34 protein-coding genes and 1 tRNA gene are annotated in these 24,868 nt (G+C 66.2%); all 35 read right to left on the bottom strand.

Features of this window, described 5'->3' with window-relative positions:
* Window positions 1–31: 31 nt before the first annotated feature.
* The 35 genes from NC595_RS18545 to NC595_RS18375 all read right to left on the bottom strand — a co-directional run bounded on the left by NC595_RS18545 (window position 32) and on the right by NC595_RS18375 (window position 24,868).
* A complete protein-coding gene (locus NC595_RS18545) occupies window positions 32–478 on the bottom strand; it encodes a phage GP46 family protein (RefSeq protein ID WP_253568858.1) in 447 nt (148 codons plus the stop codon).
* Entirely contained in the window at window positions 475–1,053 is a 579-nt protein-coding gene (locus NC595_RS18540; RefSeq protein WP_253568857.1) for a phage baseplate assembly protein V, read from the bottom strand. The genes NC595_RS18545 and NC595_RS18540 overlap by 4 nt, the downstream gene beginning before the upstream one ends.
* Window positions 1,050–2,117 carry a phage baseplate assembly protein gene (locus tag NC595_RS18535; protein ID WP_253568855.1) on the bottom strand — a complete coding sequence of 356 codons (1,068 nt, stop codon included), beginning with the start codon at window positions 2,115–2,117 and terminating at the stop codon, window positions 1,050–1,052. The genes NC595_RS18540 and NC595_RS18535 overlap by 4 nt, the downstream gene beginning before the upstream one ends.
* Window positions 2,118–2,120: 3 nt before the next feature.
* Entirely contained in the window at window positions 2,121–3,509 is a 1,389-nt protein-coding gene (locus tag NC595_RS18530; protein ID WP_343214922.1) for a DNA circularization protein, read from the bottom strand.
* Window positions 3,506–5,494, bottom strand: coding sequence for a phage tail tip lysozyme (locus NC595_RS18525; RefSeq protein WP_253568853.1), 1,989 nt, complete (start codon window positions 5,492–5,494; stop codon window positions 3,506–3,508). The genes NC595_RS18530 and NC595_RS18525 overlap by 4 nt, the downstream gene beginning before the upstream one ends.
* A gap of 105 nt (window positions 5,495–5,599) precedes the next feature.
* Window positions 5,600–5,896 carry a phage tail assembly protein gene (locus NC595_RS18520; RefSeq protein WP_253568851.1) on the bottom strand — a complete coding sequence of 99 codons (297 nt, stop codon included), beginning with the start codon at window positions 5,894–5,896 and terminating at the stop codon, window positions 5,600–5,602.
* Between the two features lie 46 nt (window positions 5,897–5,942).
* The gene (locus NC595_RS18515; protein ID WP_253568849.1) at window positions 5,943–6,317 is read right to left on the bottom strand and encodes a phage tail tube protein; all 375 of its coding nucleotides are present in this window, start codon (window positions 6,315–6,317) and stop codon (window positions 5,943–5,945) included.
* A gap of 63 nt (window positions 6,318–6,380) precedes the next feature.
* A complete protein-coding gene (locus NC595_RS18510) occupies window positions 6,381–7,883 on the bottom strand; it encodes a phage tail sheath subtilisin-like domain-containing protein (protein WP_253568847.1) in 1,503 nt (500 codons plus the stop codon).
* Window positions 7,880–8,074 carry a DUF2635 domain-containing protein gene (locus NC595_RS18505; RefSeq protein ID WP_253568845.1) on the bottom strand — a complete coding sequence of 65 codons (195 nt, stop codon included), beginning with the start codon at window positions 8,072–8,074 and terminating at the stop codon, window positions 7,880–7,882. The genes NC595_RS18510 and NC595_RS18505 overlap by 4 nt, the downstream gene beginning before the upstream one ends.
* Before the next feature lie 10 nt (window positions 8,075–8,084).
* Window positions 8,085–8,714: a hypothetical protein gene (locus NC595_RS18500; RefSeq protein WP_253568844.1), complete on the bottom strand. Its 630-nt coding sequence runs from the start codon at window positions 8,712–8,714 to the stop codon at window positions 8,085–8,087.
* Window positions 8,711–9,040: a head-tail joining protein gene (locus tag NC595_RS18495; RefSeq protein ID WP_253568842.1), complete on the bottom strand. Its 330-nt coding sequence runs from the start codon at window positions 9,038–9,040 to the stop codon at window positions 8,711–8,713. Before NC595_RS18495 ends, NC595_RS18500 begins: the two co-directional genes overlap by 4 nt.
* Entirely contained in the window at window positions 9,040–9,279 is a 240-nt protein-coding gene (locus NC595_RS18490) for a hypothetical protein (protein WP_253568840.1), read from the bottom strand. Before NC595_RS18490 ends, NC595_RS18495 begins: the two co-directional genes overlap by 1 nt.
* The gene (locus NC595_RS18485; protein WP_253568839.1) at window positions 9,279–10,358 is read right to left on the bottom strand and encodes a major capsid protein; all 1,080 of its coding nucleotides are present in this window, start codon (window positions 10,356–10,358) and stop codon (window positions 9,279–9,281) included. Before NC595_RS18485 ends, NC595_RS18490 begins: the two co-directional genes overlap by 1 nt.
* A gap of 87 nt (window positions 10,359–10,445) precedes the next feature.
* On the bottom strand, window positions 10,446–11,141 hold the full coding sequence (locus NC595_RS18480; protein ID WP_253568837.1) for a head decoration protein: 696 nt from the start codon (window positions 11,139–11,141) through the stop codon (window positions 10,446–10,448).
* A gap of 39 nt (window positions 11,142–11,180) precedes the next feature.
* Window positions 11,181–11,762 carry a hypothetical protein gene (locus NC595_RS18475; protein ID WP_253568835.1) on the bottom strand — a complete coding sequence of 194 codons (582 nt, stop codon included), beginning with the start codon at window positions 11,760–11,762 and terminating at the stop codon, window positions 11,181–11,183.
* Between the two features lie 28 nt (window positions 11,763–11,790).
* Entirely contained in the window at window positions 11,791–12,660 is an 870-nt protein-coding gene (locus NC595_RS18470; protein ID WP_253568834.1) for a S49 family peptidase, read from the bottom strand.
* On the bottom strand, window positions 12,660–14,288 hold the full coding sequence (locus NC595_RS18465) for a phage portal protein (RefSeq protein WP_253568833.1): 1,629 nt from the start codon (window positions 14,286–14,288) through the stop codon (window positions 12,660–12,662). The genes NC595_RS18470 and NC595_RS18465 overlap by 1 nt, the downstream gene beginning before the upstream one ends.
* A gap of 11 nt (window positions 14,289–14,299) precedes the next feature.
* The gene (gpW, locus tag NC595_RS18460) at window positions 14,300–14,578 is read right to left on the bottom strand and encodes a gpW family protein (RefSeq protein ID WP_253568831.1); all 279 of its coding nucleotides are present in this window, start codon (window positions 14,576–14,578) and stop codon (window positions 14,300–14,302) included.
* A 39-nt stretch (window positions 14,579–14,617) separates the two neighbouring features.
* A complete protein-coding gene (locus tag NC595_RS18455) occupies window positions 14,618–16,738 on the bottom strand; it encodes a phage terminase large subunit family protein (RefSeq protein ID WP_253568829.1) in 2,121 nt (706 codons plus the stop codon).
* Window positions 16,680–17,300 carry a hypothetical protein gene (locus tag NC595_RS18450; RefSeq protein ID WP_253568828.1) on the bottom strand — a complete coding sequence of 207 codons (621 nt, stop codon included), beginning with the start codon at window positions 17,298–17,300 and terminating at the stop codon, window positions 16,680–16,682. Before NC595_RS18450 ends, NC595_RS18455 begins: the two co-directional genes overlap by 59 nt.
* Before the next feature lie 172 nt (window positions 17,301–17,472).
* Complete coding sequence (locus NC595_RS18445; RefSeq protein ID WP_253568827.1) at window positions 17,473–18,099, bottom strand: hypothetical protein; 627 nt, start codon at window positions 18,097–18,099, stop codon at window positions 17,473–17,475.
* On the bottom strand, window positions 18,096–18,626 hold the full coding sequence (locus NC595_RS18440) for a hypothetical protein (RefSeq protein WP_253568826.1): 531 nt from the start codon (window positions 18,624–18,626) through the stop codon (window positions 18,096–18,098). The genes NC595_RS18445 and NC595_RS18440 overlap by 4 nt, the downstream gene beginning before the upstream one ends.
* The gene (locus NC595_RS18435; protein WP_256489587.1) at window positions 18,626–18,979 is read right to left on the bottom strand and encodes a ubiquitination-like system serine protease family protein; all 354 of its coding nucleotides are present in this window, start codon (window positions 18,977–18,979) and stop codon (window positions 18,626–18,628) included. The genes NC595_RS18440 and NC595_RS18435 overlap by 1 nt, the downstream gene beginning before the upstream one ends.
* Window positions 18,980–19,087: 108 nt before the next feature.
* Complete coding sequence (locus tag NC595_RS18430) at window positions 19,088–19,342, bottom strand: hypothetical protein (RefSeq protein ID WP_253568824.1); 255 nt, start codon at window positions 19,340–19,342, stop codon at window positions 19,088–19,090.
* On the bottom strand, window positions 19,339–19,824 hold the full coding sequence (locus NC595_RS18425) for a glycoside hydrolase family 24 protein (RefSeq protein ID WP_253568823.1): 486 nt from the start codon (window positions 19,822–19,824) through the stop codon (window positions 19,339–19,341). The genes NC595_RS18430 and NC595_RS18425 overlap by 4 nt, the downstream gene beginning before the upstream one ends.
* Window positions 19,821–20,009, bottom strand: a complete 189-nt coding sequence (locus NC595_RS18420; protein ID WP_253568821.1) for a hypothetical protein — start codon at window positions 20,007–20,009, stop codon at window positions 19,821–19,823. The genes NC595_RS18425 and NC595_RS18420 overlap by 4 nt, the downstream gene beginning before the upstream one ends.
* 49 nt (window positions 20,010–20,058) lie before the next feature.
* Window positions 20,059–20,379, bottom strand: coding sequence for a phage fiber-tail adaptor protein (locus NC595_RS18415; RefSeq protein WP_253568820.1), 321 nt, complete (start codon window positions 20,377–20,379; stop codon window positions 20,059–20,061).
* Window positions 20,376–21,851: a hypothetical protein gene (locus NC595_RS18410; protein WP_253568818.1), complete on the bottom strand. Its 1,476-nt coding sequence runs from the start codon at window positions 21,849–21,851 to the stop codon at window positions 20,376–20,378. Before NC595_RS18410 ends, NC595_RS18415 begins: the two co-directional genes overlap by 4 nt.
* An 11-nt stretch (window positions 21,852–21,862) precedes the next feature.
* A complete protein-coding gene (locus NC595_RS18405; RefSeq protein WP_253568816.1) occupies window positions 21,863–22,450 on the bottom strand; it encodes a hypothetical protein in 588 nt (195 codons plus the stop codon).
* Window positions 22,451–22,646: 196 nt separating this feature from the next.
* Window positions 22,647–22,721 (bottom strand) — tRNA-Met (locus tag NC595_RS18400).
* 7 nt (window positions 22,722–22,728) lie between these two features.
* Window positions 22,729–22,989, bottom strand: a complete 261-nt coding sequence (locus tag NC595_RS18395) for a hypothetical protein (protein ID WP_253568815.1) — start codon at window positions 22,987–22,989, stop codon at window positions 22,729–22,731.
* A gap of 107 nt (window positions 22,990–23,096) precedes the next feature.
* Window positions 23,097–23,762: a hypothetical protein gene (locus tag NC595_RS18390; protein WP_253568814.1), complete on the bottom strand. Its 666-nt coding sequence runs from the start codon at window positions 23,760–23,762 to the stop codon at window positions 23,097–23,099.
* A complete protein-coding gene (locus NC595_RS18385; RefSeq protein WP_253568812.1) occupies window positions 23,744–24,001 on the bottom strand; it encodes a hypothetical protein in 258 nt (85 codons plus the stop codon). Before NC595_RS18385 ends, NC595_RS18390 begins: the two co-directional genes overlap by 19 nt.
* 2 nt (window positions 24,002–24,003) lie before the next feature.
* The gene (locus NC595_RS18380; protein ID WP_253568811.1) at window positions 24,004–24,462 is read right to left on the bottom strand and encodes a hypothetical protein; all 459 of its coding nucleotides are present in this window, start codon (window positions 24,460–24,462) and stop codon (window positions 24,004–24,006) included.
* A gap of 34 nt (window positions 24,463–24,496) precedes the next feature.
* Window positions 24,497–24,868, bottom strand: coding sequence for a DUF1064 domain-containing protein (locus NC595_RS18375; protein WP_253568810.1), 372 nt, complete (start codon window positions 24,866–24,868; stop codon window positions 24,497–24,499).

The following is a 24,868-nucleotide window of genomic DNA, read 5'->3' as shown; positions in this document are numbered from 1 at the left end:
TGGAATGGTGGGTTTCAGCTGGAGAGGTCGATCAGGCGAGCTGATCCCATGCCCAGTTGAATTGGAGCGTCCGGAGCTGGCCGTTCGATTGCTTGATCACCACCACGGCCGCGAGCTGGCTGCGCCCCTGGATCGCGGTGGTGACCTCGACCGAGGCGGCCACCCCGTCATCGATGAGCCACTGGAGCGCCTCGGCCATGTACCCCTTGGCCGCCAGCGCAACCTGCTGCGTCAGCTTCGAACGGGACAGGATCCACAGGCGCGATCCGATGGGCACGTCCTCATCAAGGTCGCCCCACCAGCCGCGCCGGTCGCCTGAAGCGTCCGGAAGCGGGTCAGACGCAGTCGCCTGGCGATCGGTGAACAGGCTGATAAGGGCGGCGGTCGTGATGTCGTCACCGCTCTGCAGCGCGCCGCCGCTGATCGACCAGTCGCCGCGGGAGTTGGCGACGTCCCAGGTGGTGGTGATATCGGTCATTGCGTTGGCGTCGGCGTGGTCGTGCCGGTTCCGTTGGTGTGCGCGTTGAAGATCACCCGATCGGCGGCCATGCTGCGCACGCTGTCGCTTACATTGCCGCCGGCGACGATATCGCCGCTGACACTGAGCGTCGGCGTGTTCATCACGACCTCGGTGGATGCGTTGATGGTCACGGTAGTGGCGTTATTGACGGTCACCGGTGTGTTCTTGGCGTCGATGACGATGCCCCCGGCCTTGGTGAACCGGATCGACTTTCCCCATAGGTCGTAGACCATCGCCTCGCCCTCCTCGAGGTCGATGGGACGGCTCGACTGGTGGCCCGTCGCGATGGCGACCCCGTTGGAGCGATCGCCGCCGATGAAGAGCACCACGACATCCGAACCGACCGGCGGCCGCGAGGTGAAGCCGAACTCGGCGAGGCGCGGCGTGCTATCGCGGGTCTCCAGCGCCCCCAGCCTCACCTGGAGCATCTGGACGGCCCCACTGTCGTTGCTGGTGGTAACACGACCGCGGCCGATCACCAGCTGGATGCGTCGCCAGAAGCGCGCGAGCATGCCTGCCTCTGGCGTGCTCATGGCGTCACCGCCGGGATGTCTCCAAACACCGGCTGCAGCAGGATCGGCTCCGGCCGGAACGCGTCGGGCGGCATGAGAACGAGATCCGCCACGGTGCCAGCGTCGTTCGAGCGCAGGAACGTGACCTCGCCGATCACGAAGTCCGGCGACGCCAACTTGAGGGAAGGGAGAATCACCGGGGCAACCGTATTGGGAGCCCACAGCTTGCCGGTGCTGTCGCGCCAGCTGTCGCAGCGCACCCTCACCATGCACGAACGTCCAGCACGCCGGGCCATTTCCCAGATCGCGCGCTTCTTGGCGATCTCATTGCCGCCACCGCCAGCCTCCGCGATGAGGATGAGTCCGCGGTGCCGGGTAACGTTGGGATCCGTGACGGTGTAAAGCAGGTTTCCCGAATCGCCCAGGTCCGTCAGCACATCGACCGACTGCAGGAAGGCCTGATAGGTGCTGTAGCGCTGGTCCGCCGAGAATTCGATAGAGGCGTCCTGGACGTTCTCGCCCTCGATGAACCCGCTGGCTGCCCTGACGGTGCCGAGCTGCGCGAGCTGCAGGTTGCCATTGGGCAGGTCGTAGGCGAGCAGCGCCGAATAGCGGCAGATCCGCTCGATCACCTCGAATGCGGATTCGCCCAGCATCAGGTTGAACTGCGGGATCACCGGCAACCCGCTGACCGAGCACTCCACGCCAATGCCGTAGACCGCTGCCAGCTTCTGGGCGATGCCGAGCGCGGACGAGCCGCTGATCTGGCCACCTTCCCACTCGGCTGCGCAGTCGACCAGGTCGCTGCATTTCGACCGGCCAACGGCCCGGATGTTGTGGCGCCCGGCGCTGATGCCTGGAATGAACCGATCGACATACCCAGCGATCACCAGGTCATTGCCGAGCGCCACGGTGCAGTAGTCACCGGGTCGCACGATCACATGGGCCAGCTCGCCCGGGTAGAGCTCCGTCATCCCGATGCTGAAGTCCGAGGGAAGGCGCTCGACCCCTCGGGTGACCCGGATATCGGTCCAGCCGGAAATGGCCTGGCCGTTGACGGTCAGGGTGAGATCATCCGTGGCCATGGTTCAGTTGGCCAGGGCGCGGAAGCTGCGCGGCATGAAAGCCGGGTGCACGGGATCGGCTTGCGAGATGAGCTGATCCGACCGGCTGGCGTCCTGGTAGATGCGGTTGGCGAGCACCAGCGAAGGCTGCGGCGCGGCGAAAGTGAACGTCTCGAGCCTGGCTAGGTTGGCGCCCTCTTCGGTGAGGTAGCTCACCACGCTCTGGCGGAGCGCGCGCAGCGCAGTGAAGCTTCCGTCGTCGCCGCTATCGCCGGCAATCAGGATCTCAGCATCGAGGATCTCCGTGACGGTCTCGCGCGTCGCGGCGGCATCGTCGTAGGAGGACGGCACAAAGGAAGCAAGGGATCGCCCCAGCGCACCGATGGCCGCGCGGCGCAGCAGCGCGCTCACAGCGTCCTGGGCGACCTGCATGCCTGCCACCGTCTGCCCAGACCCGGGAACCGCCGCGGGCACATAGCCTGCGAGGCCACCGAGCAGCCGCAGCGCATCGCCCGGGTTCGCGATCGAGGACTGCAGGGTCTGCAGCAGCGCCTGCGCAGCTATCGGAAAGGCGGAGACGGTGGACGAATCGATGCCGCTGGCCGCGGCCGAAAGTGCATCCGACGCGGTCGCCACGGCCTGGCGGTCCTGCGCGCCTTTGGCCGTGAGCGAGGCGATGGTCGGGCCCGTGCTACCGGAGGACGTCCGCGCGGCCGCGAACGCCGAGCTCACGTTGGCCTGGGTATATCGCCCGAAATTGCCGGTGAGCAGGCTGGCGAGGTTGGCCAGGCTGGTGGCGTCTCGGGAGGCTTGGCCGATGATCACCTGGAAGCCGGCCGCCGTACTCACCACCTGCGCCACGATGGCGTCGCCCATGCTGATGACGCCCTGGACGATGCCGAGTCCGAGGTTGATCGATTCGGTCATGCGGCCGACGAAGTCGAGCGCAGCCGAAAGGTCCAAAGCATCGGCCAGGCTTCCGAGCAGGCTCTGCCCCGACTGAGCGACGCTGGGGAAGATCCGGTCGCCCGATTCGATGAAGCTGAAGCCGAGCTCGAAATACCGGCCGGTGTCCCAGCGCTCACTGACCACCAGTCCGCCATCCGGGATGCTGACCTGCAGCTCGCCGAGCGTCGGGTGGACCAGCGTCCCCTTCCCCGCCGATTCTGCGGCTGCGACCATGGCGTCGCGCTGCGCGATGACGCTGCCGCCGCCATAGACGAGGCTGTTCTCGACCAGGAATCCCACCAGGTGGATGCGCCTGGTTGCCCGGCCGAGATCCTCCACGTAGGGCTTGTCGCGCTTCGGGTATTCGTGCACTGCGACGCGGCGCCCGAAGCTGGCATCCCCGCCGAGCACGGCGAAGGGGACGCCACGAAAGGAGGCCTGCCGCAGTTGATCCTGCCAGCTCACCAGTCACCTACCTGGGAATACCCGATGCGGGGGAGGGAGACCTCGGCCGCGCCGCTCGACTTGGCGGTGGCCTTGGTTCCCGGGGGTGCGTTCTTCAGCTCGACCTCGACATGCACCTTGCCGGACTGGCCCGAACCCGACGAATACGGGCCGGCGGGCGCGGCCAGCTGCTGGGCAAGCGCGCCACGGCGTGCCGCCTCGGCCGGCGAGGCCGGGCGCTCGTAGTAGTTGGACACGATGCGGCCGGCCATGTCGGCGGTCTGCGCGCCGCGCAGGAGCGCGCCGGCGCGCTGCTCGGACCCCTTGGTCAGCTCGTACTGCACGAAGCCGAGCTGGTCCTGTAGGGAGGACCCCTGGAGCGGCTTGCCGGCCCATTTGGCGAACGCGCCCTGCCGATCGGCATGCCACTGCGCGAGTCCGTAGGCGCGGCCGTTGTCGCCGCGCGCATTGGGGTTCAGCGCGCTCTCGCTCATCAGGTTGGCGGCGATGCCCTTGGCCTGCGCCAGCGACCAGCCCTGCTTCTCGAAGTAGCTGACGACGCGAGCGCTCAACCCGGCATCGATGCCCGCAGCGCTGCCGGCGCCGCTGTACTTCTGGTCGTAGCCGTCGTAGCGCGCGGCGCGCGAGAACTGGTTGTTCTTGAATCCGATCAGGCTGAGCGCGGCGCCGAGATACTTGGTGTTGTAGTGCGAGAACTTGTCACCGAAGGTCGTGCCGTCCATCGCGTCGCTGATCTTGCTGCCGAGGTAGATGCCGCCGGCTGCGGCGGCACCATATAGGCCAGCCTTGCCAAGCATCCCGAGCGACGATGCCATGCCGCCTGCTGAGGCGGCACTGGCCGCATCTGCGGCGGCCTTCAGGCCCCACATCTTGGTGATCAGGCCACCGATGCGCACGCCGAGCAGCACCACGTTGGCGCCAAGCGAAACCACGTTCGAGATGAAGCCGGCGCCCATGACGATGCCCACTCCGATCGCTGCCTTCTTCCAGCCGCCGAGCCAGTCGACCAGGTCGCCGACTCCCTTGATGAATCCGGTGATGCCGGCGCCCACCTTCTGCCAGTCGATGCTCTTGAGCCACTTGCCGAAATCGCGCGCCCACTCCCCGACCTTGGCCGAGATCAGCTCACGATTCTTCGAGATCCAGCCGGTGAGCTGGTCGACCAGCGGCTTGATGGCGGGGATGATCGCGTTGCCGATCGCATTGCGCAGGCCCTCGCCGGACGCCTTCAGACCCTCGATGCTCATGGCGAAGTTGTTGGCCGCCTTCAGGGCGGGACCGTCCATGACCAGGCCGAGCGCCCGAGCGCGTGCCATGAGCTTGTCCATCGCCGCAGGTCCTTGCCGGATCAGCGGGAGCAGGCCGGTCAAGCCGAACTGGCCAGCAACCAGGTTCTGCTGCTGGGGCGACTTGATGTTGTAGATGGCGGACGCGAGGGCGCGGAACTCGCCGGCGGCGTCCAGTGCTCCGTCCGAGGTGCGCTTGATGCCGACACCCAACCGGTTGAACAGCATCAGCGCCTGCTGGTTGCGGCCATAGAGTGCGTCCTCCATGGTGTCGCCGAGCGTCTGTAGGCTCTGGGTCATCGTGTCCGAAGAGATGCCGGCCAGCTTGGCCATGCCTTGGAAGGCCTGCAGGCGATCGGTGCCGATGCCGATATTCTGCGCCGAGTAGGTGACGTTGCGACCGAGCTTGGCCCAGCCATCGGCCAGCGCGATGACGCCGCCGACCGAGGCGACACCGGTGACTGCCGCCATCGGCGCGACGATCGACCCGATGCCGCGCGCCGCGCGCCCGGCGGACTGGCCGATGCTGGCCAGGTTCTTGCCGATCTTCTCGAAGCCCAGCTCGCGGCCGAGTCCCTTGAATGACTTCCCCGCCTGCTCGAAGGGCCGGGTGATCCGGCCCATGGCATCGTTGACCTTGCGGACGGTCGCCGTCGCCTTGTCCACCGCGCTGATCGTGATGGTGAAGACGTTACTCATGGGGCGTCATCCGGTGCGCCTGGTCGTTCCACCAGGCAAGCTCGGTCAGGGTCAGGGACCACGCTTCCCGCGGCCCCCAGTGGTAGAAGCGGGTGAGCTCGGCGATCAGCTCTGGCCAGCCGTTTCCGCGGGCTGACCACGCTCCGAAAAACCCTGCAGGTAGTCGTTTGCCTCCTGCAGGTCACGCTGGCAAAGACGCTCAGCGGCTGCGCGCGGCACCTTGGCGATGAGGCTGATCAAGGTGATCATCTGCCCGAAATTGGTATCCGCCCGGGAGGCCTTTTCCAGCTCAAGGCCCAGAGGCTCCCGCAGCTTCAGCTCCGTGTAGGTAATGGCGCCGTCGCCGGAGCCGAGGGTCACCGGCTTGCGCAGGGTGATGGTCTTTTCTTCTTCGTCGAACATGCGGGTAGTGCTCCAGGAATGAGGGGATGGATCCGGCCGGGCCCGATCAGGTCTCGCTTACGCTGCCCTGCGGTCCTTCCCAGCGAATCTCGATGGTGGCGTCGGTCGCCTTGGCCGCCTGCTGCTCGACGGCCCACATGTTCCGGCCGATGATCACCTTGCCGTTGGCCAGCTCGGCGACCACCGTGACGTTGCTCATGGCGTTGAGCGCCTTGACGCTGAGGCCGCCGGAATCGCGCAGGGTGCCGCCGATGTGGGGAGCGATCGGCTTTTCGCTGTAGCCGTGGACCGTGTCCTGGCCAACCAGCGTCTCGCGGGCTACCTCCGACGGGCTGTATTCGAAGTCTCCGGCCAACATGTAGGTGGCCCCGTCGACGGACAGGTTCACCGTGCCGGCGAGGCGGTTGGAGTTGTTTGCCATTGCAGTCTCCGGGCAACAAAAAAGCCGCCCGAAGGCGACTTAGAGGTGGGATAGTGGGGCGGGTTACAGGCGGAACTGCAGCAGCAGGGCGAAGACGCGCAGCTGGTTGATCAGCGTGCCCGGCCACAGGACGTCGACCCGGTTGGGGTTGGTCGCGTTTTGCTGGACGATCAGGCCCTGGGCGAAGGCCTGGCTGTCCTGCACGTAGCCCTGGTATTCCAGCTGCTGGAACTCGGCGATCAGGTTGGCGCGGATGATCGCCGGCGTGACGATGGCCGATCCGGGTGCGAACCGGGTGCCGTCGGCAGCGAGCTTCATGCGCGGGAACTTGGACGTGATGACGCCCATGAGGTCGCGCAGAACGTACATCAGCAGGAACATCGTCTCGATCTGCAGATAGCTGTCATCCGGCTGGCCGAAGGCATTCTTCTGGTAGCTGGTGATGACGTTCTCCAGCGCGACCGTGCCGTCCTGCGCCACCGTGAAGGTGGAGATGCCGTCGAAGAGCAGCGTATTGCGCTCGCTCAGGGTGAACCGGGAGGCGATGGGCGGAGCATAGGTCGTGCTCAGTGCCAGGGTCTGCATGGGCCGGCCGGGGTCGGCGCGCAGGGCGACGGCGCACGCACCGGCGTAGTCGGCGGCCCAGATCCAGTTCGGGGTCGGCGAATCGTTGAAGCCGAGGATCGACTCGTGCTGGTTGTTCCGGGCGAGGCCGAACGTGGTCTGGGCGGAGAGCGTGCCGCGGTAGGCCGCGAAGACGTGGCCATACTGCTGGGAGGTCCAGCTCCAGCGACCGGTCTGGTCGTTGAGCAGTGCCTTCAGCGCGTCCAGCGACGTGGTATCGGTGTAGGGGCACACGATGAAGTCGAAGGGCTGGTCGCCCAGGTTGGCCAGCGGCGTGGTGAGCGACGGGTTGGTAGCACCCGCCGACATGGCGACGATGGTGACCGTGATGCCCGCCGGCGTCGCCTCATTGCCCGCGCTGCCCTGGTAGTTGAGCCGGAGGTCAATGTCGTTGCCGGCCTCGCCCTTGTTCTTGGCGGTGACGTTGACCTTGCTGAGGGTCGTGCCATCCACCGCCGCCGTCACCGGGAGGTTGGTGGCGGCATTGATGGCCGCAGCCAGGGCGGTGGCGATCGTGTCCGGGGTATCGGTGGTCGCCACCGGAACACGCACCGGCGGCAGCAGCTTGGAGGCGCCGATATAGACCGATAGCGTGCCGGCCTCGGTCGGCGCGCCGGCAAAGGCAACCGAGCCGGCGGCGGCCGTCGCAGCACCATCGTCGGCCAGCGGCAGATACCAGACCTCGCCGAAGTTGTCGGAAGCGCGATAGGCCGCCGTCATCAGGGCCAGCATGGAGCCGGGGCCGCCGAGCGCGATGGCATCGGACACGCCCTGGCTGATCACCGGCACGCCGGCCGCGGCAGTGCCACTGGAGGTGATCTGGCCGATGACCAGGGTGCGCTGGTTCTGCTGCCCGCTGTTCGCCTGCGAGTTGTCGACCTCGGCATGGAACAGCGGGACGCGGAGGTTCGCGGGAATGGTGTTGAAGGGGACGGTGCTCATTCGGCGTCACTCCGAGTGCGCGAGCTGGCGGCAGCACGCGGGGGCTTGGGGAGCTCCTTCACGACGTCGCCATCGGCGAGCCGGCGGAGCCAGTACGGATCCTTTTCGTCGACCGTGCGGCCTTTGTCCGGCAACAGGTCCTTCTTCACCGGATCCCTCACGGAGAGGCCCGGCGCGGGGTAGATGTGCATGGTTCCGCTCCTACTGCGGGAGGGTGATGTCGAGGCCGCCCTCGGCGCGCCCGTCAGGCCCTGAGGTGCGCGGGGCCGGGTTCACGGACTGCGGGAATGGCGGGTTGGCGTAAGTGCCCTGGGGGTCGGCGACGTTCGTGAGGTCGGCGTCGACAGTGATCTGCTCGAGCTGCACCGCGTCCACGGGATAGAAGTCCTCCGGTCCCTGGTAGAACTCCATCCCGACGTCCACCACCAGCTCGGCGATGTTCTGGTCGCCATCGTCGTCGACCTTCATCTCAGTGCGGATGAAGGGGAACTGCTGCAGCTGGTTCATCAGCTCGGGGTTGTTGATCAGCGCAACCTCGATCTGCCTCTGGATGACCTCCAGGGCGACCACGGCGGCGGCAGCGCCGGAGCCATCAGCCGCCGTCGGCTTCTGCACGCGTGCACTGATGCGCAGGGTTGACGTGACGGTGAATTGAGGCGCGCCGTTGGGACCGAGGGATTCCTTTTCCTCGACCGGCGTGTGCAGGTAGAGCACCGGATAGCCGCCCTTCCATGTCGGCCAGTCGCGGGCGGCGAAGACGTTGGTGCCCGCATCGGTGGCGTTCTTCAGGATGGCGGCAGCGAGCAGGCGCAGATCGGACGACGTGGTCATGCCTGCCCCGTATACCCGAGCATGAGCTTGGCCCAGCCGTGACCATCGGGCCTGACCTCGCGGACCACGTAGAGCTTTCCGACGGAAGGAACGCGCACCTGGTCACCCTGAACCGGCGTGGCGACGAACTGCGCCAGGCGCACACCGATTACCGGTGTAACGCTCGTGGCGCCGACGCCCGTATCGACGAGATCCACCTCCCGGTAGGCCTCGTCGAACACGCCAACGATCGGTAGCGTGCCGCCGGCGGCTGGGAGGTAGGTGGCGGCCTCGCCGAAGACGCCCTCCGTGGGGGCGAGCACCGCCTTGTCCCAGTCGATCGCCATCAGGCCAGCCTGACGGTGGGGCCTTCGGATGCCGAAAGCTTCGGACCCGACGCGCCGGCATCGACCTTCTCGCCCTTTTCAGCGATGAACCCGAGTGCCCGCAACCGCTTCAGCTCGGAGTGGACGACCTTCGCCGTCTCGCCCGCCCTGCACAACGCGCCGTCGGCATCGACGACGGACCGACCGGCCGCAACGACCACCTCCACGGTCTTGGAGGTGGTCGACGGATCGGCGCTCATCACGCCACCTGCGGCGCGCAGACGTTGGCCGAGAACGACGCGTTGACGCGGCTGGGGATGACCAGCGGCGAGCTCTGCATCAGCAGGATGCGCTGGGCCGGGTCATTCTCCACCCAGGTCTTCGGCGCATACGGAAGCGCGGCGTAGTTGAAGTTCGGATCCAGGATCTGGCCGAACGCCCGGGTGCCCAGAAGCTGCGGGCCGGACATCAGCACGGTGCCGTCCACCAGCATCGGCTGCTCGACGCCGTTCTCGTCGATGTACCAGTCGTTGTAGACCCACAGGTTGTACTGGCCCCAGCGGCCCTTGTAGACCGCGCCCGGGGCGATCTGCGCGCCCGGATCGATCGCGTTGCCACCTTGCCCCAGCTTCGGGTAGTAGATGGCGCCCTGCACGCCCTTGGCGTTCAGGAAGTACTGCCACGGGGTGGTAGTGAAGACGATGTCGGTCACCTGGGCGCCCGAGAGCTTCAGGATCTGGTGCTGCCAGACCTCGATGTTCGCGGCGGGCACCGGGTCACGGCCATCCGCGTCGAAATTGGCCGCCACACCCCACCGGTTGTTGCCGGTGAGCGCGACCGTGAGGGACGAGTCACGACCGAAGTCGATGATCTCGGTCGGGAAGCCCTCGCCCGACACGGTGACCTTGCCGGTGGAGAGGGCCTGCGCGGCCATCCACTCGAGGCGACGATCGAGCATGTCGATCTGGTCCGCCATCTCGAAGTTGATGTTGGCCATCTCGCGCTCGGCACCGGACAGCTCGCCGCCGCCGATGCGCTCGCCGATCTGGCGCATCACCGGCTTGCGCAGATCCGGAGCGCGCTTGTCCTTGATGTAGGGCGGCTTGTAGATGTTGGTCTGGTAGCGGCGCTGCTCGACCAGCTTGCCCTGCACCAGGGGGCTGACGAACGGCGACATGCGGCGCAGGCCGACGTCGATGTCGATGGCGACGTACTCGGTGTCGCTCATCTTGATGTTGGTGAAGAAGGTGTCCAGCAGGAACTTCTGGGCGCGCTTCAGGGTGGGAACGACCTGGATGAGGTCGGTGGTGCTGAACGGAAAAGAGCTGGCGGCAGTCATCGGGCCTCTCCAAGGGAATGGTCGAAAACCGGCACAAAAAAAGCCCCGCATTCGCGGGGCTTCTCTGGGCCGAAGGACGGCGGGTGGTTACGGGGCGCTGTTGTTGGACGGCGGCGCGGCGGAGATCGAGGCCTTGGCGAAGATCCCGTAGGGACGGAGCGCCGAGGTCAGGGTGGCGGGCGTCCAGGACGCGTCGTAGGTCAGCGCGGCCAGGTTGAACTCGCCGGCCAGATAGGCGCCGGCACTCACCGGGCCGGCGGACGCATCGGCGTCATCGGCGAGGATCGCCACCGGGTTCTGGCTGCCATCGCTGGCCGTCTTGACGCTCTCGATGTAGACGCCGACGGCATCGGACACCTGCACGGTGAACGAATCGCCCGCTGCGAAGGCGGTGCCGCCCGCGGTGAGGGTGAAGTTGATGCCGGTGCTGGTGAAGGGTGTGCCGACCGTGGCGGCGCCCACCGCGACGCCCTCGGGGTCGACGACATCGAAGTGCGTCGCGTCCGTGGCGGTCAGGGTGTAGTTGCCGATCTTGGGAGCGGCGCCGGTGCTCAGCGAGCCGATGGTGCCGTTGCCGGTATTGCCGGCCGTGGCCGTCGCCTCGATCGGGTTGGCGGTCTGCTGGCCCAGCACCGTGCCGCGCTTGAGCGTGCCGGCGCCGAGGATGATCGGCTGGGAGACCAGGTTGCGTGCATCGGCGATCAGCTGATCGGGGATGTACACCTGGGCCTGCACGCCGGGCTGCTGGGGGTTGTCCCCGATGGAACTGGGAGTGAGCGACATCGTGGTACTCCTGACTGGGTGGTGGGATGGCGGCGGCGATTACTTGCCGCGCGCCTTTTCGCCGGCGGCGACGATGGCCTGGGCCACCTCGCTCATCCCGGCCGGGGCTTCTGGTCCGGCATCGGCGCCGGCCTGCGGGACCTTCAGGCTGGCCATGCGGCGATCGAGATTCCCGCGACTCGTCGCGCCGGCTGCCTCGGTGGTGGTAGTGGCGAGCACGCCCGTATGGACCGCGGCCGTGGAGTTGAGCACGGCGATCGCCTCCTTTCGGGACATGGAGGTGTTGAAGGCGAGCGTGGCGGCCACATCGGGACGCACGCCGGCGCCGGCGCAGGAGAAGATCGCCTTGCAGCGGGCCCGCTCACGCTGACGCGCCTGGGCCGCCGCGCTGCTGCCGCGCATCTCCTCGTCGCTGTCGTCGGACTCGTCGTCGCCATCCTGGCCATCCTCGGCTTTCTTGGCCTTCTTGGCCTTGTCCTTCTCTTCCATGCGCTTGGCATAGTCCTCGTCGGACTCGCCGTCGCACTGCTTGTCGTCTTCGGCCATCCGGGTGTCGTCGTCGTCCTCGGAGGCCCGGAAGCCGAGAAGGTGCGCGAAAGGCGCGACCAGCTTGCTGCGCATGCTCATCGTTGTGTCTCCAGGTGTGGGATTAGGCCAGCTCGGCAACGAGCGCCCGAAATGCGGCATCAGGCGCCGCCACTGCATCCGCGAGACCCTGGGCCACACCGGCGGCTCCGAGGTACGTCACGGCTTGGGTATCGCGAACCTTGCTGGCCGCGATATTCCGGTTGCGGGCGACTGTCTCGACGAACAGCTCGCCCATGGTGTCGATGTCCGCCTGGAAGCGCTCGAGCGCCTCGGCGGAGAGCGGGATCTCCGGGTGTCCGTCGGCCTTCCGGTCGCCGTAGGTGATGAAGGTCACCTGCACGCCGGCGCTCGTGAGCGCCTTGGAGAAGTCGACATGCATGCAGATCACGCCGATCGACCCGACGCCGCCGGTGCGCGGCACATAGATCCGATCCGCCGCGCTGGCGATGGCGTAGGCGCCTGAATAGGCCGATTCGGTCAGGATGGCCTGAATCGGCTTCGTTCCGCGGCCTGCGTAGATGGTGTCGACCAGGTCGAAACAGCCCGACACCTCGCCGCCGGGCGAGTCCACGTCCAGCACAATCGCCTCGACCGCCTGATCGTTCAGCGCCGTCAGGAAGGCCTGGCGGATGCCGTCATACCCGGTCATGCCGCTGAACGGGCGCAGGGTGCCCAGCTTCTGCACCAGGGTGCCGTGCACGGGGATGACGGCCACCGGGCCCGCCATGTCGTAGCCGTTGTCGCGATCGCGGTATTCGTAGGGCTCGTCGTCGAACATCGATGCGCTTACATCAATCGCTTGGCCGTCGACCCGCACCATGCGGGTGATGCCGAAGCGCTCGCCGAGCGCCGCCATGATGACTTCGGCCTTGTCCGGGTGAATCGCCAGCGGCCGATTGAACATGCGCTGGGCGAGATGGGCGAACTGCATCAGGTGGCCTCCGGCTTCTTGGTCACTTCGCTGGCCGGCGTGTAGCCGGGCACCTGCATGCCGGCCCAGGTCGGTACCGGAATGCCCAGCTCGTTGAATTTCTCGATCTCGCGCTTGCGCTGGTCGAGCACCTCTTCCCAGTCCAGGCCCTGCTCCATGCACTCCAGCTGGAGCGTGGACAGACCCGCATCCATGCCGAGCACGGAGCCCTGCTTCTCGGCGACCGGATCGATCCAGCCGCGGGCCGGGCCCATCCACTCCGCCCGGGCATACATGGCGCGGCATTCCTCGAAGGGAGGCGCGCCGGCCGGGAGCGGGTAGTCGTCCGCATCCATCGACTCTTCCAGCCAGCACCCGACGACGGGCTGTGCGAATCCGTGACTGAAATCGGTCTGGCGGCGCTTGAGCGTCTTGAACGCCTCGAGCAGCGCGCCGCGGGCGGAGCTGTAGTTGGTGTCGGACCAGTCCTGGCTGACCTGCTGGGCCGACAGGCCGGTCTGCGCCGACACGTTGCGCAGAAAGACCTTCTCGAAACTGGCGAAGTTGGCGTTGGGCCGCTCAGCCTTGACCGTGTTGATCTTCTCGCCCGGGAAGAGGATCGGCACGCGGGACTCGCCGATCATCGTCTTGCGGTCCTGGTGGAACGAGGCGCGCGCGTCCTGGTAGGCGCCGAGATCCGTGCTGTCGCCGATGGCCTGCTCGACCAACTGGTGGTCGAACGGGCTTTCGAGGTAGGCGCCGAAGATCGAATTGATTACCGCCGAATTGAGCTCGACGGTGTCCATCTTCGCCAGCATCTTCATGCGCTGCAGGATCGGCGCGAAGATGCCAGTGCCGCCGCGATGCTGCGCGGCGCGGTCGTGGTCGAAGTAGTGCACGATGATGGGCCGACCCCAGTCGGTCTCGCGTGGAATCGAATCCCAGCGCACGCTGTCAGCCGCCGCCCACCAGTCGCCCTGGTGCGCACGCCGGATCCAGTAGGCATAGGCCGCACCGAACTTGTCGACCTGCACGCCGCCGCGCGACGACTCCTGGTCGAATCGCTGCTGAGGGTTGGACAGGCGGTCCGGGTCGATCAGCTGGATCGCGGTCGCGTAGCGCGCCCGCCCGCGGCCGATGCGCTCGGGAATCCATGCCATCTGGGCCAGGCCGTCGCCATCGACCAGGTTGTGCCGGAACGCCAGCCGCATCAGCTGCGGGAAATTCAGCTTGCGGGCCGCATCGCAGTAGTGGTTGGAGTCGTAGGCCCACGAACGGTAGTGCGCCTCGGCCACGCGAGCGAACTCGTGCGCCCAGGTGGCGTCGAACGCCTTGTTTCCCGTGTATGCCGCCAGGGCCTTGTAATCCGGCCGGAAGAGCGGTCGGTAGTGTCCACCGATCGCGTTGTCGAGGATCCTGGTGACGACACCGGATGCCCATCCATCATTGCGCACCAGGTCGCGCACACGCGCGACGATCCGGTCCCGGTACTGGTTGATCTCGCCGTCCGGCGAATAGAGATAGGGCCGCCATGCGGCGACGCTTTCCCCATAGATGTCCGCGGCGTCATAAGGCGCATTGCCGCCGGGCGCCAGGGCTTTGGCCTTGTTGGGCCGCAGCGGCTGCCCGTCGAGGCCGATGATGCGCACTGGGCTCTCCATCACCAGAACACCGGACGGACCGGCTGGCGCGGCCGGCAGACGATGCCGAGCTGGGCTTGCAGGGTCTGGATCAGGTTCTGCAGCGCCGGCAGGTTGGCTCGGGTATAGGTCACCGACTTGGAGCCGTCACCCTGGGTGTAGCTGTAGGACTCGCCCTTCGCGCCGGTCGACAGGTCGATGTATGCCTGCTGCGCAGCGGCCAGCGCCTGCTGCAGCTGCGCGGTCGGCATCCCCGCCAGCAAGCTGGTTGCCGGGTTGTAGGGGTTGGCGTATCGCATGACTTTCCCGAGCCGGCGCGCCGGCAGTGGATGTCCCGGCTACGCAAGCCGCGACGAGAATGATTTTTTGGTGGTCTCGACCTTCGTCACCGTCGGCCCGGGCTTCCGCGCCGGCGCCTGGTCGGTTGCGGCTTCCTCGCCATCTGGCTTGTGCTCGATGGGCGGCCCCAGCGAGGCCTCCAGCTCATCGGCGCGGCGGTTCAGCTTCAGCCCCATGTGCAACAGGCTGCAGAGCGCTGCATAGGCATAGACCCGGCAGTCCAGCGCCTCATTCGCCCGCCCTGGCCTCAGCTCCCACACCCGGTACCGCTGCCCTGCCGTGGTCTTGAGCACGGAACGCTCGGCCGTCAGCTGGGCGAAGTAGTTGATGTCCCGATCCGTCGGGAAGTGCATGTAGCCGGGTCCCGGCGTCTCCTTCCGGAGTCGGCTGGCGATCGTGTCCTTGGCGGCGTTGACGCCGATGATCACCGGCCGGTACGACTTCTTCGTCTTGGACGTCGGCCGCGCCGTCGGCCAGACCGGCGACCGCTTGCCGTTGCGTGCGGACTCACCCTTCACCGCCCAGATGCGCCGGCCGATCCTGGCCTTGCAGAAGTCATACACCGCCTGGGTGTGGTGACCACCCGAGTCGATGCATGCCGCCATCACCTCGAAGCCGCGGCCGTCAGCCCGCTGCCACACCCGCTTCAGGTACATGTCCAGCTGGACCTGCACCTTCGGGTCCGAAAATTCGCCATCGATGACGTGGTACGCGATCGACCAGGATTCCTCGTTCCGGCCCCACACCACATGCTCGACCTCGACGCGGTAGTCCTGGACGTCGACGCCCGCCGTGATCACTGCGCCCTGGTCCGGCACCGAGGCCGGCCACACTTCGCAGCGCGCGGCGAGCGCCTCGATCTGGATTTCCTTGCCGGAGTGGCGGCGATACGGCTGGCCGAGCTGGGTGTTCCAGAAGGTTTGCTTCTTGTCCTCGTCGTCCTTGGCCGCGAGCCACTTCCTGGCGATGTCGGCCGGCTTGTCCTTGGACCATGGGCTGAAGAGCTTGCTGGCCTGGAAGCCGGCATGCTCGTTCTCTACCCCGAACTTCCCGCAGTCGGGGCAGATGGCCCGGAACACGGCGAAGCGCTCGCTGGCCCACCACTGCCAGACCTTGTCGATCGACCCCGCCTCCTGTGCCTTCCAGGCCTCGTCGTACGCGTCCATCGGCACGTGGCGCTGACCACAGCAGGTGAACGGGCGCGTCTGGTGCCACCGCACGGTGGAAAGCGCCCGCAGCCGCTCGCCCTCGGACCACATGGATCCGCACTGCTCGCAGAAGATCCGCGCGCCCTTGGCCTGGTGCTGGCCGCCTTCCTTGTCCCACTCGACGTGCTTGAAGAAGTCCAGGAACTGGCGGTGCCCGCAGTGCGGACACGCTACCGAGGCCCGACGCTGATCCGACTCGGCATAGCTGTCGGCGATCCGGCTCTCGTCCTCCACCGTGGGGGAGCAGGCACGCACCGACAGCCAGTTGGCTCCGAAGCTGGCCGTCCGCTCCTCCGCCAGGGCGATCGGGTCGCCCTCGCGGGTGATCGGGTATTTGTCGACCTCGTCCGCCAGCACGACACGGATCGGGCGGCGCGCCAGGTTGTCAGGACTGCCAGCGCCGGCCAGTGCGATAAAGCCGCCCGGGAAGGACTTGTAGAGCAGCGTCTCGTCGGACGACCGGGTCTTCCTCGTGCCGATAAGCTCCCGCAGGACAGGCGTCACGCGAATCAGCGGCGTGATGCGTTCCTTGCTGAACTGCTCGGCGGCGTCTTCCTTCGGCTGCAGCAGCAACATCGGACAGGGGTCCAGATGCGCGAAGTAGCCGAAGATGTTCTCCAGCAGCGCGGTCTTGAGTAGCTGGGTGCTCACCATGACCGTGATGACGTGAACCCCTGGTTCCGTCACCGCCAGCATGGGCCCGCGCGCCACCTCGACCGTAGAGGTCGACCATTGCCCCGATGTGCTGCCCGCTTCCTTGGCCAGCTTCCGGTACTGGTCCGCCCAGGCGGGAACACTGATCCGCGGCGGCGGCGTCCATCCGCGGCTCCACGCCAGTGCCAGGCGGGATTCCTTACTCCTCGGTGAAGTGGACGTCGGGCTCGCCGAGCTGGGCGATGTGCTTGTGGACATGCTCGGTTATGACCTCGGTCACCTTGTCGGCCTCCAGCCCGAGGTCAGCGGCAATCAGGGGGCCGACGCGCGCCGGCCAGTTGAGCCAGGCATCCCGCGCCGCACGCGCACCCTCAAACAGCGCCCTCTCCGCTTTCGCAAGCTCGATCAGGAATCTCGACTTCTGCGAGTACTCGAGCTGACGCAGGAGCGCGAGGTAGTTTTCCTTCTTGGTGAGGGCCGCCTCGTAGGGAAGCAGCCCGACGGCGCCGGTCTCCAGCAGCCTCTGCGCCTCGGCCTCCAGGCCTTCGTCGGCCGCCTCTTCATCTGGCTGCGAACAGAGGCCAGCATCGGCTGGGGGTGTTCGCACCTGTTCGCAGGTGTTCGCACCGGTGTTCGCACCTGCCGGTGGCGCCGCAGCGCGACCAACATTTCCCTCGCGCCAAGCCGAACCGACCAGACCCTGATCGATCGTCTTGTCCGCGAAAAGCGTTAGCCTGCCTTGCTTTACGGCACGACGCACCAGTGTGTCGGACACGCCTTCGCGCCGAGCGAACTCGCGGATCGAAATGCCGTTGTTCATGGAATAGAACGATCACCTCAGAGGGGTGCGAACACCTTTCAGCACCCGTAGCTGGTGCCCCAATGCGGCGCGCAATGCCCACGATCGTCGATCGGCCAGGAAGGACCCGCTTAACATTCCGTTCATGTATGTGACCGACCGGCTATCTTAACATCTCGTTCAGCTTCGATGGTCACCGGGCCGTGGCGAGGGCCCGGCCCATCGCCGCGCCGAACGCCCGGTTGAAGCCGCGGTCGATGATCGTCCGTGCTCGCTGGGCGTACCCCAGCCGCTTGGTGACGGGCAGCGCGTCGCCGAACCGGATCAGCAGCTTCAGCTTTCCCGGCTGACCCTTCGATGCCTTCACGCGCTGCCACACACCGTTGATCGTTCCGTGCTTCGTCTGCATGGGTCCGATGAAAACGTCGCGCCGCGCCTTGAGACGCTTTAGCGTCGCACGCGTCAGCTGACCGTATTGGTCTAACCGGATGTCCTTGGGGTTCAACAGCGCGCGGCCGGGCAGCACGTGCCGACCGCCTTCCTCGTAGGGCTTGAGGTATTTGGCAGCAATTGGACGCACGAACACTGTCGCGGTCAGGGTCCGCTTGGTCGCACCTCGCACTCCCACAGCGTTCACCGTGAAAGGCTTCGGGTGCTTGAACGTCTTTCGGATGTTGTCCTTCTCGCCCTGCTGCACCTGCTTCGCGAGCGTCGTGAGCGCTTGCGCAGTCGCGAAGTCGAGCTGTTTGTTGGCCAGGTTGGACAGCTTCTTGCTGATGTCCTTCACGTTCGTGCGAACGGAAAGCTCGATGCCGTTCACGGGCCAGCACGCTCGGCGCGCAGGATTTCCTGCAGGCCGACTATCTGTGCGCTTTGCTGTCGGTCCCGGATGTCGCAGGCGTCGCCGACTCGAACAGCAGCGACCGAATCTGCGAGGCGCTGTGTAGCGGCGGCAGCGGCGGCTGCATCAGCGGCGCGGGAACGGGCGGTAGCTGCGGGCACGGAACCGGGACAGCCTGCGGCGGGTTCGTCGCGCAGCCGGAGATCGCCGCGGGCAACGCCAGCAGCAACGGAATCAGCAACAGACGGCGGCTTTTCATGGTTCACCCCTTCATAGACGGATGCGGCTGCGGCGAACTGCTTGGTCCAGGTGAGCGTCTGCTCGGCATTTGAGGCGTCGGCCTTGGCCACCACGGCCGCCTGCTGGTCCTTCGCCTCGTCCCATCGTGCTTGAACCTCTGCGCGGCCTGACACAACGCCGGAGTGATGCAGCCAGAAGCCGGCACCGGACAGGCCAAGTGCCAGCACCAGCGCGACGATCAGCTTAAGCTGCAGAGAGCCGAACATCACTCGATCTCCGGGAGGTCGACCGTTTGGCCAGCGAGAACATGAGTGCAGTCAGCCAAGAACTCGATACGTCCATCACGAATGAAGCTGTGGCAGATGCTGCACGGCCAGTCCCACGGCTCCTCGTCAGGAAACCTCTGCTGGAAGTCGCATGCGCAATTGCCAGGAACGGGAGGGGTATTGCAGTAGTGGCCAGTGCGCACGAGCAACGACGGGGACAGCGTTGGCCGCTCAAAATTGCCGTTGAACGACCAGGCCGGATGGCCGCCCGCGATGTTGACCACATGGACCTCGTTGCACCCAGGACAGTCGATCTGCAACCTGCCTGGACTGGCAGATTTTGCCCGTGGCATGGTCAGTCGACCTTGTCGCTCATGCCCTTGGCCAGAAGCCAGAGCACGCCATACCCCAGCGCGATGACTACCACAACACCGAGCACGATCCAGTCGAAGGTGTTCATGTCAGGCTCCCGCTTGGTTAGTTGGATCAGACCGCTTGCCGATCGGCGTGGTCGTCTTGTTGCGCAGGTAGACGATCAGCGCACCGAGCGCGAACGAAACGGCGCTGTCCGCCTCCCCGATGTAGTGGTGCAGCATCTGCGAGTGGTCGCGCACGTACTCGAGCACCGGCGCGGCAGCCATCAGGTGAGCGCCCAGCCAGATCGTGCGGCTGCGCCACCAGCGCTTGACTGCGGCGATATCGGTTTGCAGGGTCATGCGAGCGTTCCTCCCGCAGCCAGGAAGGCCTGGCGCAGATCATTGATGTGTTGCTCGTGCTGGCCATAGCCAGCGCCCGGCAGGCTCGCCCAGATGTTCGATACATTGCCGATGGCATCAACCAGGCGCCCAGCAATCACGTCGGGCAGCGCGTGCTGCTCGCGGATCTGCTGGATGGCGATGCGGTCCTGGCTCACTGGGCCGAAATCCGGCAGCCGAAGCTGGGCCTTGTAGGACTCCCAGTACCGACCTAGCAGCTGATACCGGCCCGCCGCGGTCGATTTGAAGCGGCGGTTGTAGATGTTCGGATGCGTCGCGTAGCTGTCGAACAGAAGCGGATCTCGACCCGTCGACCCGACCAGCACGTCATAGCCGTCATCGCTATGTGCCAAGAGATCCGGTCCGATCTCTGACCACGCCAGCATGTCCAGGAAGGCGCAGACATTCTGTCCGCCCGCTTGCTCAGGCGTGATTCGGCTCATGGGACGGCCCTACGGTTGCGCACCCACTTCACGAACCGATATCCGAACTGCACGCACAGGCAGAACAGATAGATCGCTGTGAGAAGCTGCACCACGTCGGGAAGATGGATCCCAAGCACCTTTGCCGTGAGGGCTGCCGCGGCGGGCGTAGCCTTCACAATCTCGGTTCCGGTGTTGTGGTCCATCTCGCCTCCGCGTGCTGTATCCCGCGCGCAGCGGGGTGGTTGTTGAATGTCAGATCGTGCGAACTGGCAGATAAGCGGAGCGCGTGAGCGTCTGGCCGCCTGTGGTCGTGAATGTGAACGCAAGCAGATAGACCTGACCAAGCGTCCCTCCCGTACTCGGCACCCGGATCTTGAGGGCATCCGAAGTCGGGGAGGGAGTGCCGAGCTGCACGTCGCTGGGCGATGCGGAAACGCCTTGCACCGTGGCGATCTTCGCGTTGGGCTCCGCCAGCGTGGCCAGCAGCTTCGTGCAATCGACTTCGAGGATGAGCCCGACATCCGCCGGATTCTTCGGCCCGAAGGTGGGCGGATAAGGCGGCGACGTGATCATGCTTCGAACTCCACGGTTCGCACCTCAGGCAGAAACTGCAGGGAGCGAACCTCGCCCGCAAAATCCACGGCCCGCAATTCCGCCGGGAACTCGGCGCTCACGATGACGCTCGGCCCAGTGGTGCTGAGAATGCCGGAGGCAACCAGTGAATCTGCCGCATCAACCAACACCGCACTGCCGGTGATCGTTGCCGATGGCGTTCCACCCGCGGCTGCGAGCGTGTCGCCGGCATCGGTCAGGACCGCCTGCCCGGTGATCGCCACCAGGCCGGACGCAGACAGCGAATCGGGCGAATCCGTGACGGCCATCGCAGCGGCGATGATCACCGCGCCCGCAGCCGCCAGGCTGTCCGAGCTATCGGTCAGAGCAGCCGCGGCGAAGTTTCCACCACCCGCCGAAGCGGTCAGCGAATCTCCACTGTCCTGCAGGCTGGCCGAACCCATCACGCTGACCGAGCCGGATGCCGTCAAGTCGTCCGAGCCGTCGACCAGCGCAACGGCGCCCGAGACGGCGACCGCACCGGCAGCGGTGAGACTGTCCAGCGCGTCCGTCAGCGCCCCCGCGCCGGTGATCGATACTGTGCTCGCGCCAGCGAGCGTGTCGCCCGCATCCGTGAGGCTGGCGGCGGCTGTGACTGCGACGTTTCCAGACGAAACCAGGGCATCTGCGCTATCACCCAGCGCGGCCGAACCCGTCACCGCGACTGATCCAGCTGCGATCAAGACGTCGGACGAGTCGGTCAGTCCGGCAGACCCGGAAACCGAAACGGTGCCCGATGAAGCCAGCGTGTCGGCGCTGTCCGTGAGCGCCGCGGATCCGGTGGCTCCCGTTGCCGCTGCCTGCTTGAACGCCACCAGCGAGACGAGGCCAATACTGGCCGTGCTCGACGTGAAACTGGTGGTCTGCGCCCCGGTGGCGCTGACGACCTTGCTGCTGATCGCCGAGCAGATGTCATCCGACGTCGGCGTGTCGTGTTTCAGCGTGTAACCGCTGGCGACCGCCGTAATGCCGCTATTCGAACTCGCGTAGTCGTAGACGCAGAAGCCGAGCAGCAGGTCGTTCGCGTTCGCCGTCGTGAAGCTGGCGGTAGACCATGGCCCGGTGCCACTGCCCGATCCGGTGTTGCTGCCATCCGTGATGGAGCTGGTCGCCGCGCCCGTGATCTCGGCCGCCGTCAGCGTGCCGTAGCTCTTGGTGTCGTGGTTCGTCCAGGTGTGGCTAGCGCCGCCGGTGCCGTTCGTGGCGACCCAGACCGTCAGCCGGTAGCTCCCCGAGACGACCTGGGAGACCTTGGTGTAGGTGTTGCCCTTGCTGTCGCTCGGCGCCGTGATATCGGCGACGCCGCTGAATCCAGCCGCCCGGTACTCGCCGGTGACGACCGCGAAGCTTGAGCCCGTCGCGGCCGTGGTGACCGCGCTGGTAGTGACGCCAGGGCCATTGCACGACGCCGACGCGCCGACTGCGATAGCCACGGTCTAGCGCCTTACGAGTTGCCGCGGGAACGGGAATACGTGACCGGGCTGATGCTCTCGCCATTGGTGACGCTGATGTTGCTCAGGCCAATGCCGATGTCCGACACGTAGGCCCAGACTGCGGTGCCATCCGTGATACCGGTGCCGGTGCCACTCGGGCCGGCGCCAGACGATGCCGACGTGCCTGCGGTCGTGCACTTGTAGACGTTGTCGTTGGCGTAGGCGATGGCGTTCAGGGCATAGGCCGTGGACGCAGCCCAGTTCGAACCCAGCGGATGCACCGCGCCCTGCTGATGGCAGGTCGTACCGGCGCTGTCCATCAGGCGGTAGTAGGTGGCGTTCGTTCCGGTGCCAGCCGCCGGCAGACCGGTCACCGTCCAGGTGCCATTGTTGGCGATGGCGTTCGCGGTCGAGGTGGTGAACGGCGTGGCCGGCAGCGTGCCCTCGGCAATCTTGGTGCCAGTGGCTGCGGCTGCGTCATTCGCCGGCCGACCAGAACCGCCATCGTTCCACAGGTCAAGCTTCGGGCTTGCCCCGACGGTGCTGGCGAACGCGTTGAGCATCGCGTTCTGCACTGCGACGGAATCTTGGAAGGCCATGGTTCAATCCTCGCGAAAATAGGGTCCAGCCCAGCCAGCGAGCGGACGGGTGTATCAACCGGATCCGGGTAAATCCGCAGCGCGACGGCGCCTCTCTGGCGGGGTCAGTGCGCAGTGGCTGGGTCTGGTTTGCCGCAGCCCATCGCCGCCACAAGGGCCTTTGTGGGCGTTGTCCCGGTGAAGCGGTACGGCAAAGTGGTAGCGGGCGCTGGACTCGAACCAGCGACCTCCGGGTTATGAGCCCAGCGATCTGCCACTGATCTAGCCCGCTGAAACGGTTACTTGCCTTCCGGCCGCTGATGCAGGCCCTTCTCGACCAGCAGCGCGGCCAAGTCATCGACATGGAGGCAGTCGCACAGGCAAGCGCCAACCACCGGGCCGCCGATGATCGAAGCGATGCTTCCGTTGCAATAATCGCTTCCCGGCGTGGCATCGAACAGGATGCCGATCGCATTGATATTCACCGGGCCACTGCCATAGCCAGCCAGGGAAACGATCTTGTCGCCGTTCTTGGCCTCGCGGCCGTTGCGGTAGTGCATGGCGTTCTCCGAAAACGAAAAAGCCCCGCCGGCGACGGCGAGGCTTTGGGGTTGGGTTCTGCGATGGTGACAAAATCGCATGGAAAGTGAGTGGTTGTCTCAACTCACTATCGAACGGCCTCGCGCATGGCGTCGTATGCCTCTTGGTAGGCGGCCGCGCACCGGTCGATAGCCCATGTGTAAACCCGATCCCACCCACATTGCCTGAAGGTGGCCTGGCTGATCCCACAGGCTTCCGCCCGCTGACGCTCGCTGACCTTCGCGCTGGCGTCGCCGTTGCAGGTGGTGCAGTGCCGGTGCACCCCGTCCCCGCCGATCACGCTGCCGCGGCCAGAGCAGCCCGGGCACAGATGACGGCCGCAGGCTTCGTCGATCACCGCGTCGCGCAGGCGGAAGTAGCGATCATCCGCCATCGGCAGTCCTGACTCGATCCGCATCATCGCCGGCCAGCGGTTCGCATGCGCCGTGGCGTACTTTTCGCGCCCACGGGATCCGCCCATGGCCACGGCCAGCATGCCGTCCAGCATCGCCGACTCGCGCCGAGCCCATTCCTCCCGGATCATCGACAGCAGGCGGTCACGCAGCTGGCGCTCGGTCAAGGCTGCCCCGTCCGGCCACCAGGTGCGGCATAGCAGCTCTCGGCCCAGCCCATCGGGGACAAACGCCAGGGCGCCGGCGATGTCCTGCGGGGTCAGCTCGATCGTTCCACCGCTTCCGGTATCAAACCGCACGGTCTTGGCGTTCAGGCGCGCCATCAGCTTTCCGACGTGCATGTGGATTTCCCCTTCAGGCGTTGGTGGTCGGGTTCGAACTGCAGGCCGGGCGTGTGTGCGCAGAGCGGATAGCTCCGGCCGAACTTCTGGCACACGGTGCGGCCGAAGATGGTCTGGGAATCGCGGTGGGTGCAGAACTCGCAGACGCGCCCCTCGCGCAGGATCTTGGCCAACTCGCGCCGGGCGATGCCGCGCTCGGTCGCCCGTTCCGGCTTGGTGTAGGTGTCCGGCGTCGCCATCATCAGTCCTGGCGGACTGTGGCGCCCTTGCCAAACCAGCTGGAGCAAACGACTCCAGTAACGGGAACTCCGGTCGGACCCTTGGCCTTAAATCCGGTCGAGAAGTCATCGTCTTTCCCGCAGCCGATCCACCGGTATCCGGTCAATTGAACGTCCGAGTACCCGGCGCCATGCAGCGCGCGGGCGGCGGTTTCATTGTCAGTGCATGCGGTCAGCGCAAGAAGCGCGATGGCGAGTAGTAGCGATCGATTACGCATAAGCTCTCTCCTGTGATGCCGGCGCGGCCGGCGGTTATGGAACGGGTTATTTTTTGCAGCGGGTTTTGTCGTCACTGCACCACCCGCTTGCCGCAGCGTCGGCACTTGCGGCCAATCTGCACCGGCTTCCCATGCGTCCATGCCCTGACCAATCCACCGAAGCTGCCAGGTGGCCAATACGTCGCACGCATTACCGTTTTCCATGAGTGAAGCCCGAGGCAGCAGAAGATGCGGGAATTCATGCGAGGACGATCCGGAAGGGGTAGTGGTGCTCCACCTCGCGCTTCTTCAGGCGGAACACCGGCGTCTCGCGGCCCTTCACATCCACGTATTCGGGATCGCGGCCCGGTTCGGTGAAGAACACCAGGAAGTCGAGCACGTACCTCGTGCCTCCGGGCAGATGCACCGGGACCTGGCGCAGCCAGTAACTCACCTCGCCGGCCTGCTTCCGTAGCTTCAGCTGCTCGTAGTAGCGCGCCTCGCGCTTGGAATCGAAGCGGATGCCGTCGACCACCGTCACCTGGTTGCGGTATTTCTTCGGCGCCCCCTCTTTCGCTGGCACGAGCTGGGCCGCGCCGCTCTTCCCCTGCGCGCTCAGCATGTCGCGCAT

The sequence above is a fragment of the Dyella lutea genome (genome assembly GCF_024158035.1).
Taxonomy (GTDB): domain Bacteria; phylum Pseudomonadota; class Gammaproteobacteria; order Xanthomonadales; family Rhodanobacteraceae; genus Dyella_A; species Dyella_A lutea.
This window is presented reverse-complemented; position numbering and strand designations above follow the sequence as displayed.

Excerpts from the sequence above, each read along its gene's own strand:
- NC595_RS18545 (WP_253568858.1), bottom strand. The coding sequence starts at position 478 with ATGACCGATATCACCACCACCTGGGACGTCGCCAACTCCCGCGGCGAC.
- NC595_RS18540 (WP_253568857.1), bottom strand. The coding sequence starts at position 1,053 with ATGAGCACGCCAGAGGCAGGCATGCTCGCGCGCTTCTGGCGACGCATC.
- NC595_RS18535 (WP_253568855.1), bottom strand. The coding sequence starts at position 2,117 with ATGGCCACGGATGATCTCACCCTGACCGTCAACGGCCAGGCCATTTCC.
- NC595_RS18525 (WP_253568853.1), bottom strand. The coding sequence starts at position 5,494 with ATGAGTAACGTCTTCACCATCACGATCAGCGCGGTGGACAAGGCGACG.
- NC595_RS18520 (WP_253568851.1), bottom strand. The coding sequence starts at position 5,896 with ATGTTCGACGAAGAAGAAAAGACCATCACCCTGCGCAAGCCGGTGACC.
- NC595_RS18515 (WP_253568849.1), bottom strand. The coding sequence starts at position 6,317 with ATGGCAAACAACTCCAACCGCCTCGCCGGCACGGTGAACCTGTCCGTC.
- NC595_RS18510 (WP_253568847.1), bottom strand. The coding sequence starts at position 7,883 with ATGAGCACCGTCCCCTTCAACACCATTCCCGCGAACCTCCGCGTCCCG.
- NC595_RS18505 (WP_253568845.1), bottom strand. The coding sequence starts at position 8,074 with ATGCACATCTACCCCGCGCCGGGCCTCTCCGTGAGGGATCCGGTGAAG.
- NC595_RS18500 (WP_253568844.1), bottom strand. The coding sequence starts at position 8,714 with ATGACCACGTCGTCCGATCTGCGCCTGCTCGCTGCCGCCATCCTGAAG.
- NC595_RS18495 (WP_253568842.1), bottom strand. The coding sequence starts at position 9,040 with ATGGCGATCGACTGGGACAAGGCGGTGCTCGCCCCCACGGAGGGCGTC.
- NC595_RS18490 (WP_253568840.1), bottom strand. The coding sequence starts at position 9,279 with ATGAGCGCCGATCCGTCGACCACCTCCAAGACCGTGGAGGTGGTCGTT.
- NC595_RS18485 (WP_253568839.1), bottom strand. The coding sequence starts at position 10,358 with ATGACTGCCGCCAGCTCTTTTCCGTTCAGCACCACCGACCTCATCCAG.
- NC595_RS18480 (WP_253568837.1), bottom strand. The coding sequence starts at position 11,141 with ATGTCGCTCACTCCCAGTTCCATCGGGGACAACCCCCAGCAGCCCGGC.
- NC595_RS18475 (WP_253568835.1), bottom strand. The coding sequence starts at position 11,762 with ATGCGCAGCAAGCTGGTCGCGCCTTTCGCGCACCTTCTCGGCTTCCGG.
- NC595_RS18470 (WP_253568834.1), bottom strand. The coding sequence starts at position 12,660 with ATGCAGTTCGCCCATCTCGCCCAGCGCATGTTCAATCGGCCGCTGGCG.
- gpW (WP_253568831.1), bottom strand. The coding sequence starts at position 14,578 with ATGCGATACGCCAACCCCTACAACCCGGCAACCAGCTTGCTGGCGGGG.
- NC595_RS18455 (WP_253568829.1), bottom strand. The coding sequence starts at position 16,738 with ATGTCCACAAGCACATCGCCCAGCTCGGCGAGCCCGACGTCCACTTCA.
- NC595_RS18450 (WP_253568828.1), bottom strand. The coding sequence starts at position 17,300 with ATGAACAACGGCATTTCGATCCGCGAGTTCGCTCGGCGCGAAGGCGTG.
- NC595_RS18440 (WP_253568826.1), bottom strand. The coding sequence starts at position 18,626 with ATGTTCGGCTCTCTGCAGCTTAAGCTGATCGTCGCGCTGGTGCTGGCA.
- NC595_RS18435 (WP_256489587.1), bottom strand. The coding sequence starts at position 18,979 with ATGCCACGGGCAAAATCTGCCAGTCCAGGCAGGTTGCAGATCGACTGT.
- NC595_RS18430 (WP_253568824.1), bottom strand. The coding sequence starts at position 19,342 with ATGACCCTGCAAACCGATATCGCCGCAGTCAAGCGCTGGTGGCGCAGC.
- NC595_RS18425 (WP_253568823.1), bottom strand. The coding sequence starts at position 19,824 with ATGAGCCGAATCACGCCTGAGCAAGCGGGCGGACAGAATGTCTGCGCC.
- NC595_RS18420 (WP_253568821.1), bottom strand. The coding sequence starts at position 20,009 with ATGGACCACAACACCGGAACCGAGATTGTGAAGGCTACGCCCGCCGCG.
- NC595_RS18415 (WP_253568820.1), bottom strand. The coding sequence starts at position 20,379 with ATGATCACGTCGCCGCCTTATCCGCCCACCTTCGGGCCGAAGAATCCG.
- NC595_RS18405 (WP_253568816.1), bottom strand. The coding sequence starts at position 22,450 with ATGGCCTTCCAAGATTCCGTCGCAGTGCAGAACGCGATGCTCAACGCG.
- NC595_RS18395 (WP_253568815.1), bottom strand. The coding sequence starts at position 22,989 with ATGCACTACCGCAACGGCCGCGAGGCCAAGAACGGCGACAAGATCGTT.
- NC595_RS18390 (WP_253568814.1), bottom strand. The coding sequence starts at position 23,762 with ATGCACGTCGGAAAGCTGATGGCGCGCCTGAACGCCAAGACCGTGCGG.
- NC595_RS18385 (WP_253568812.1), bottom strand. The coding sequence starts at position 24,001 with ATGGCGACGCCGGACACCTACACCAAGCCGGAACGGGCGACCGAGCGC.
- NC595_RS18380 (WP_253568811.1), bottom strand. The coding sequence starts at position 24,462 with ATGGAAAACGGTAATGCGTGCGACGTATTGGCCACCTGGCAGCTTCGG.
- NC595_RS18375 (WP_253568810.1), bottom strand. The coding sequence starts at position 24,868 with ATGCGCGACATGCTGAGCGCGCAGGGGAAGAGCGGCGCGGCCCAGCTC.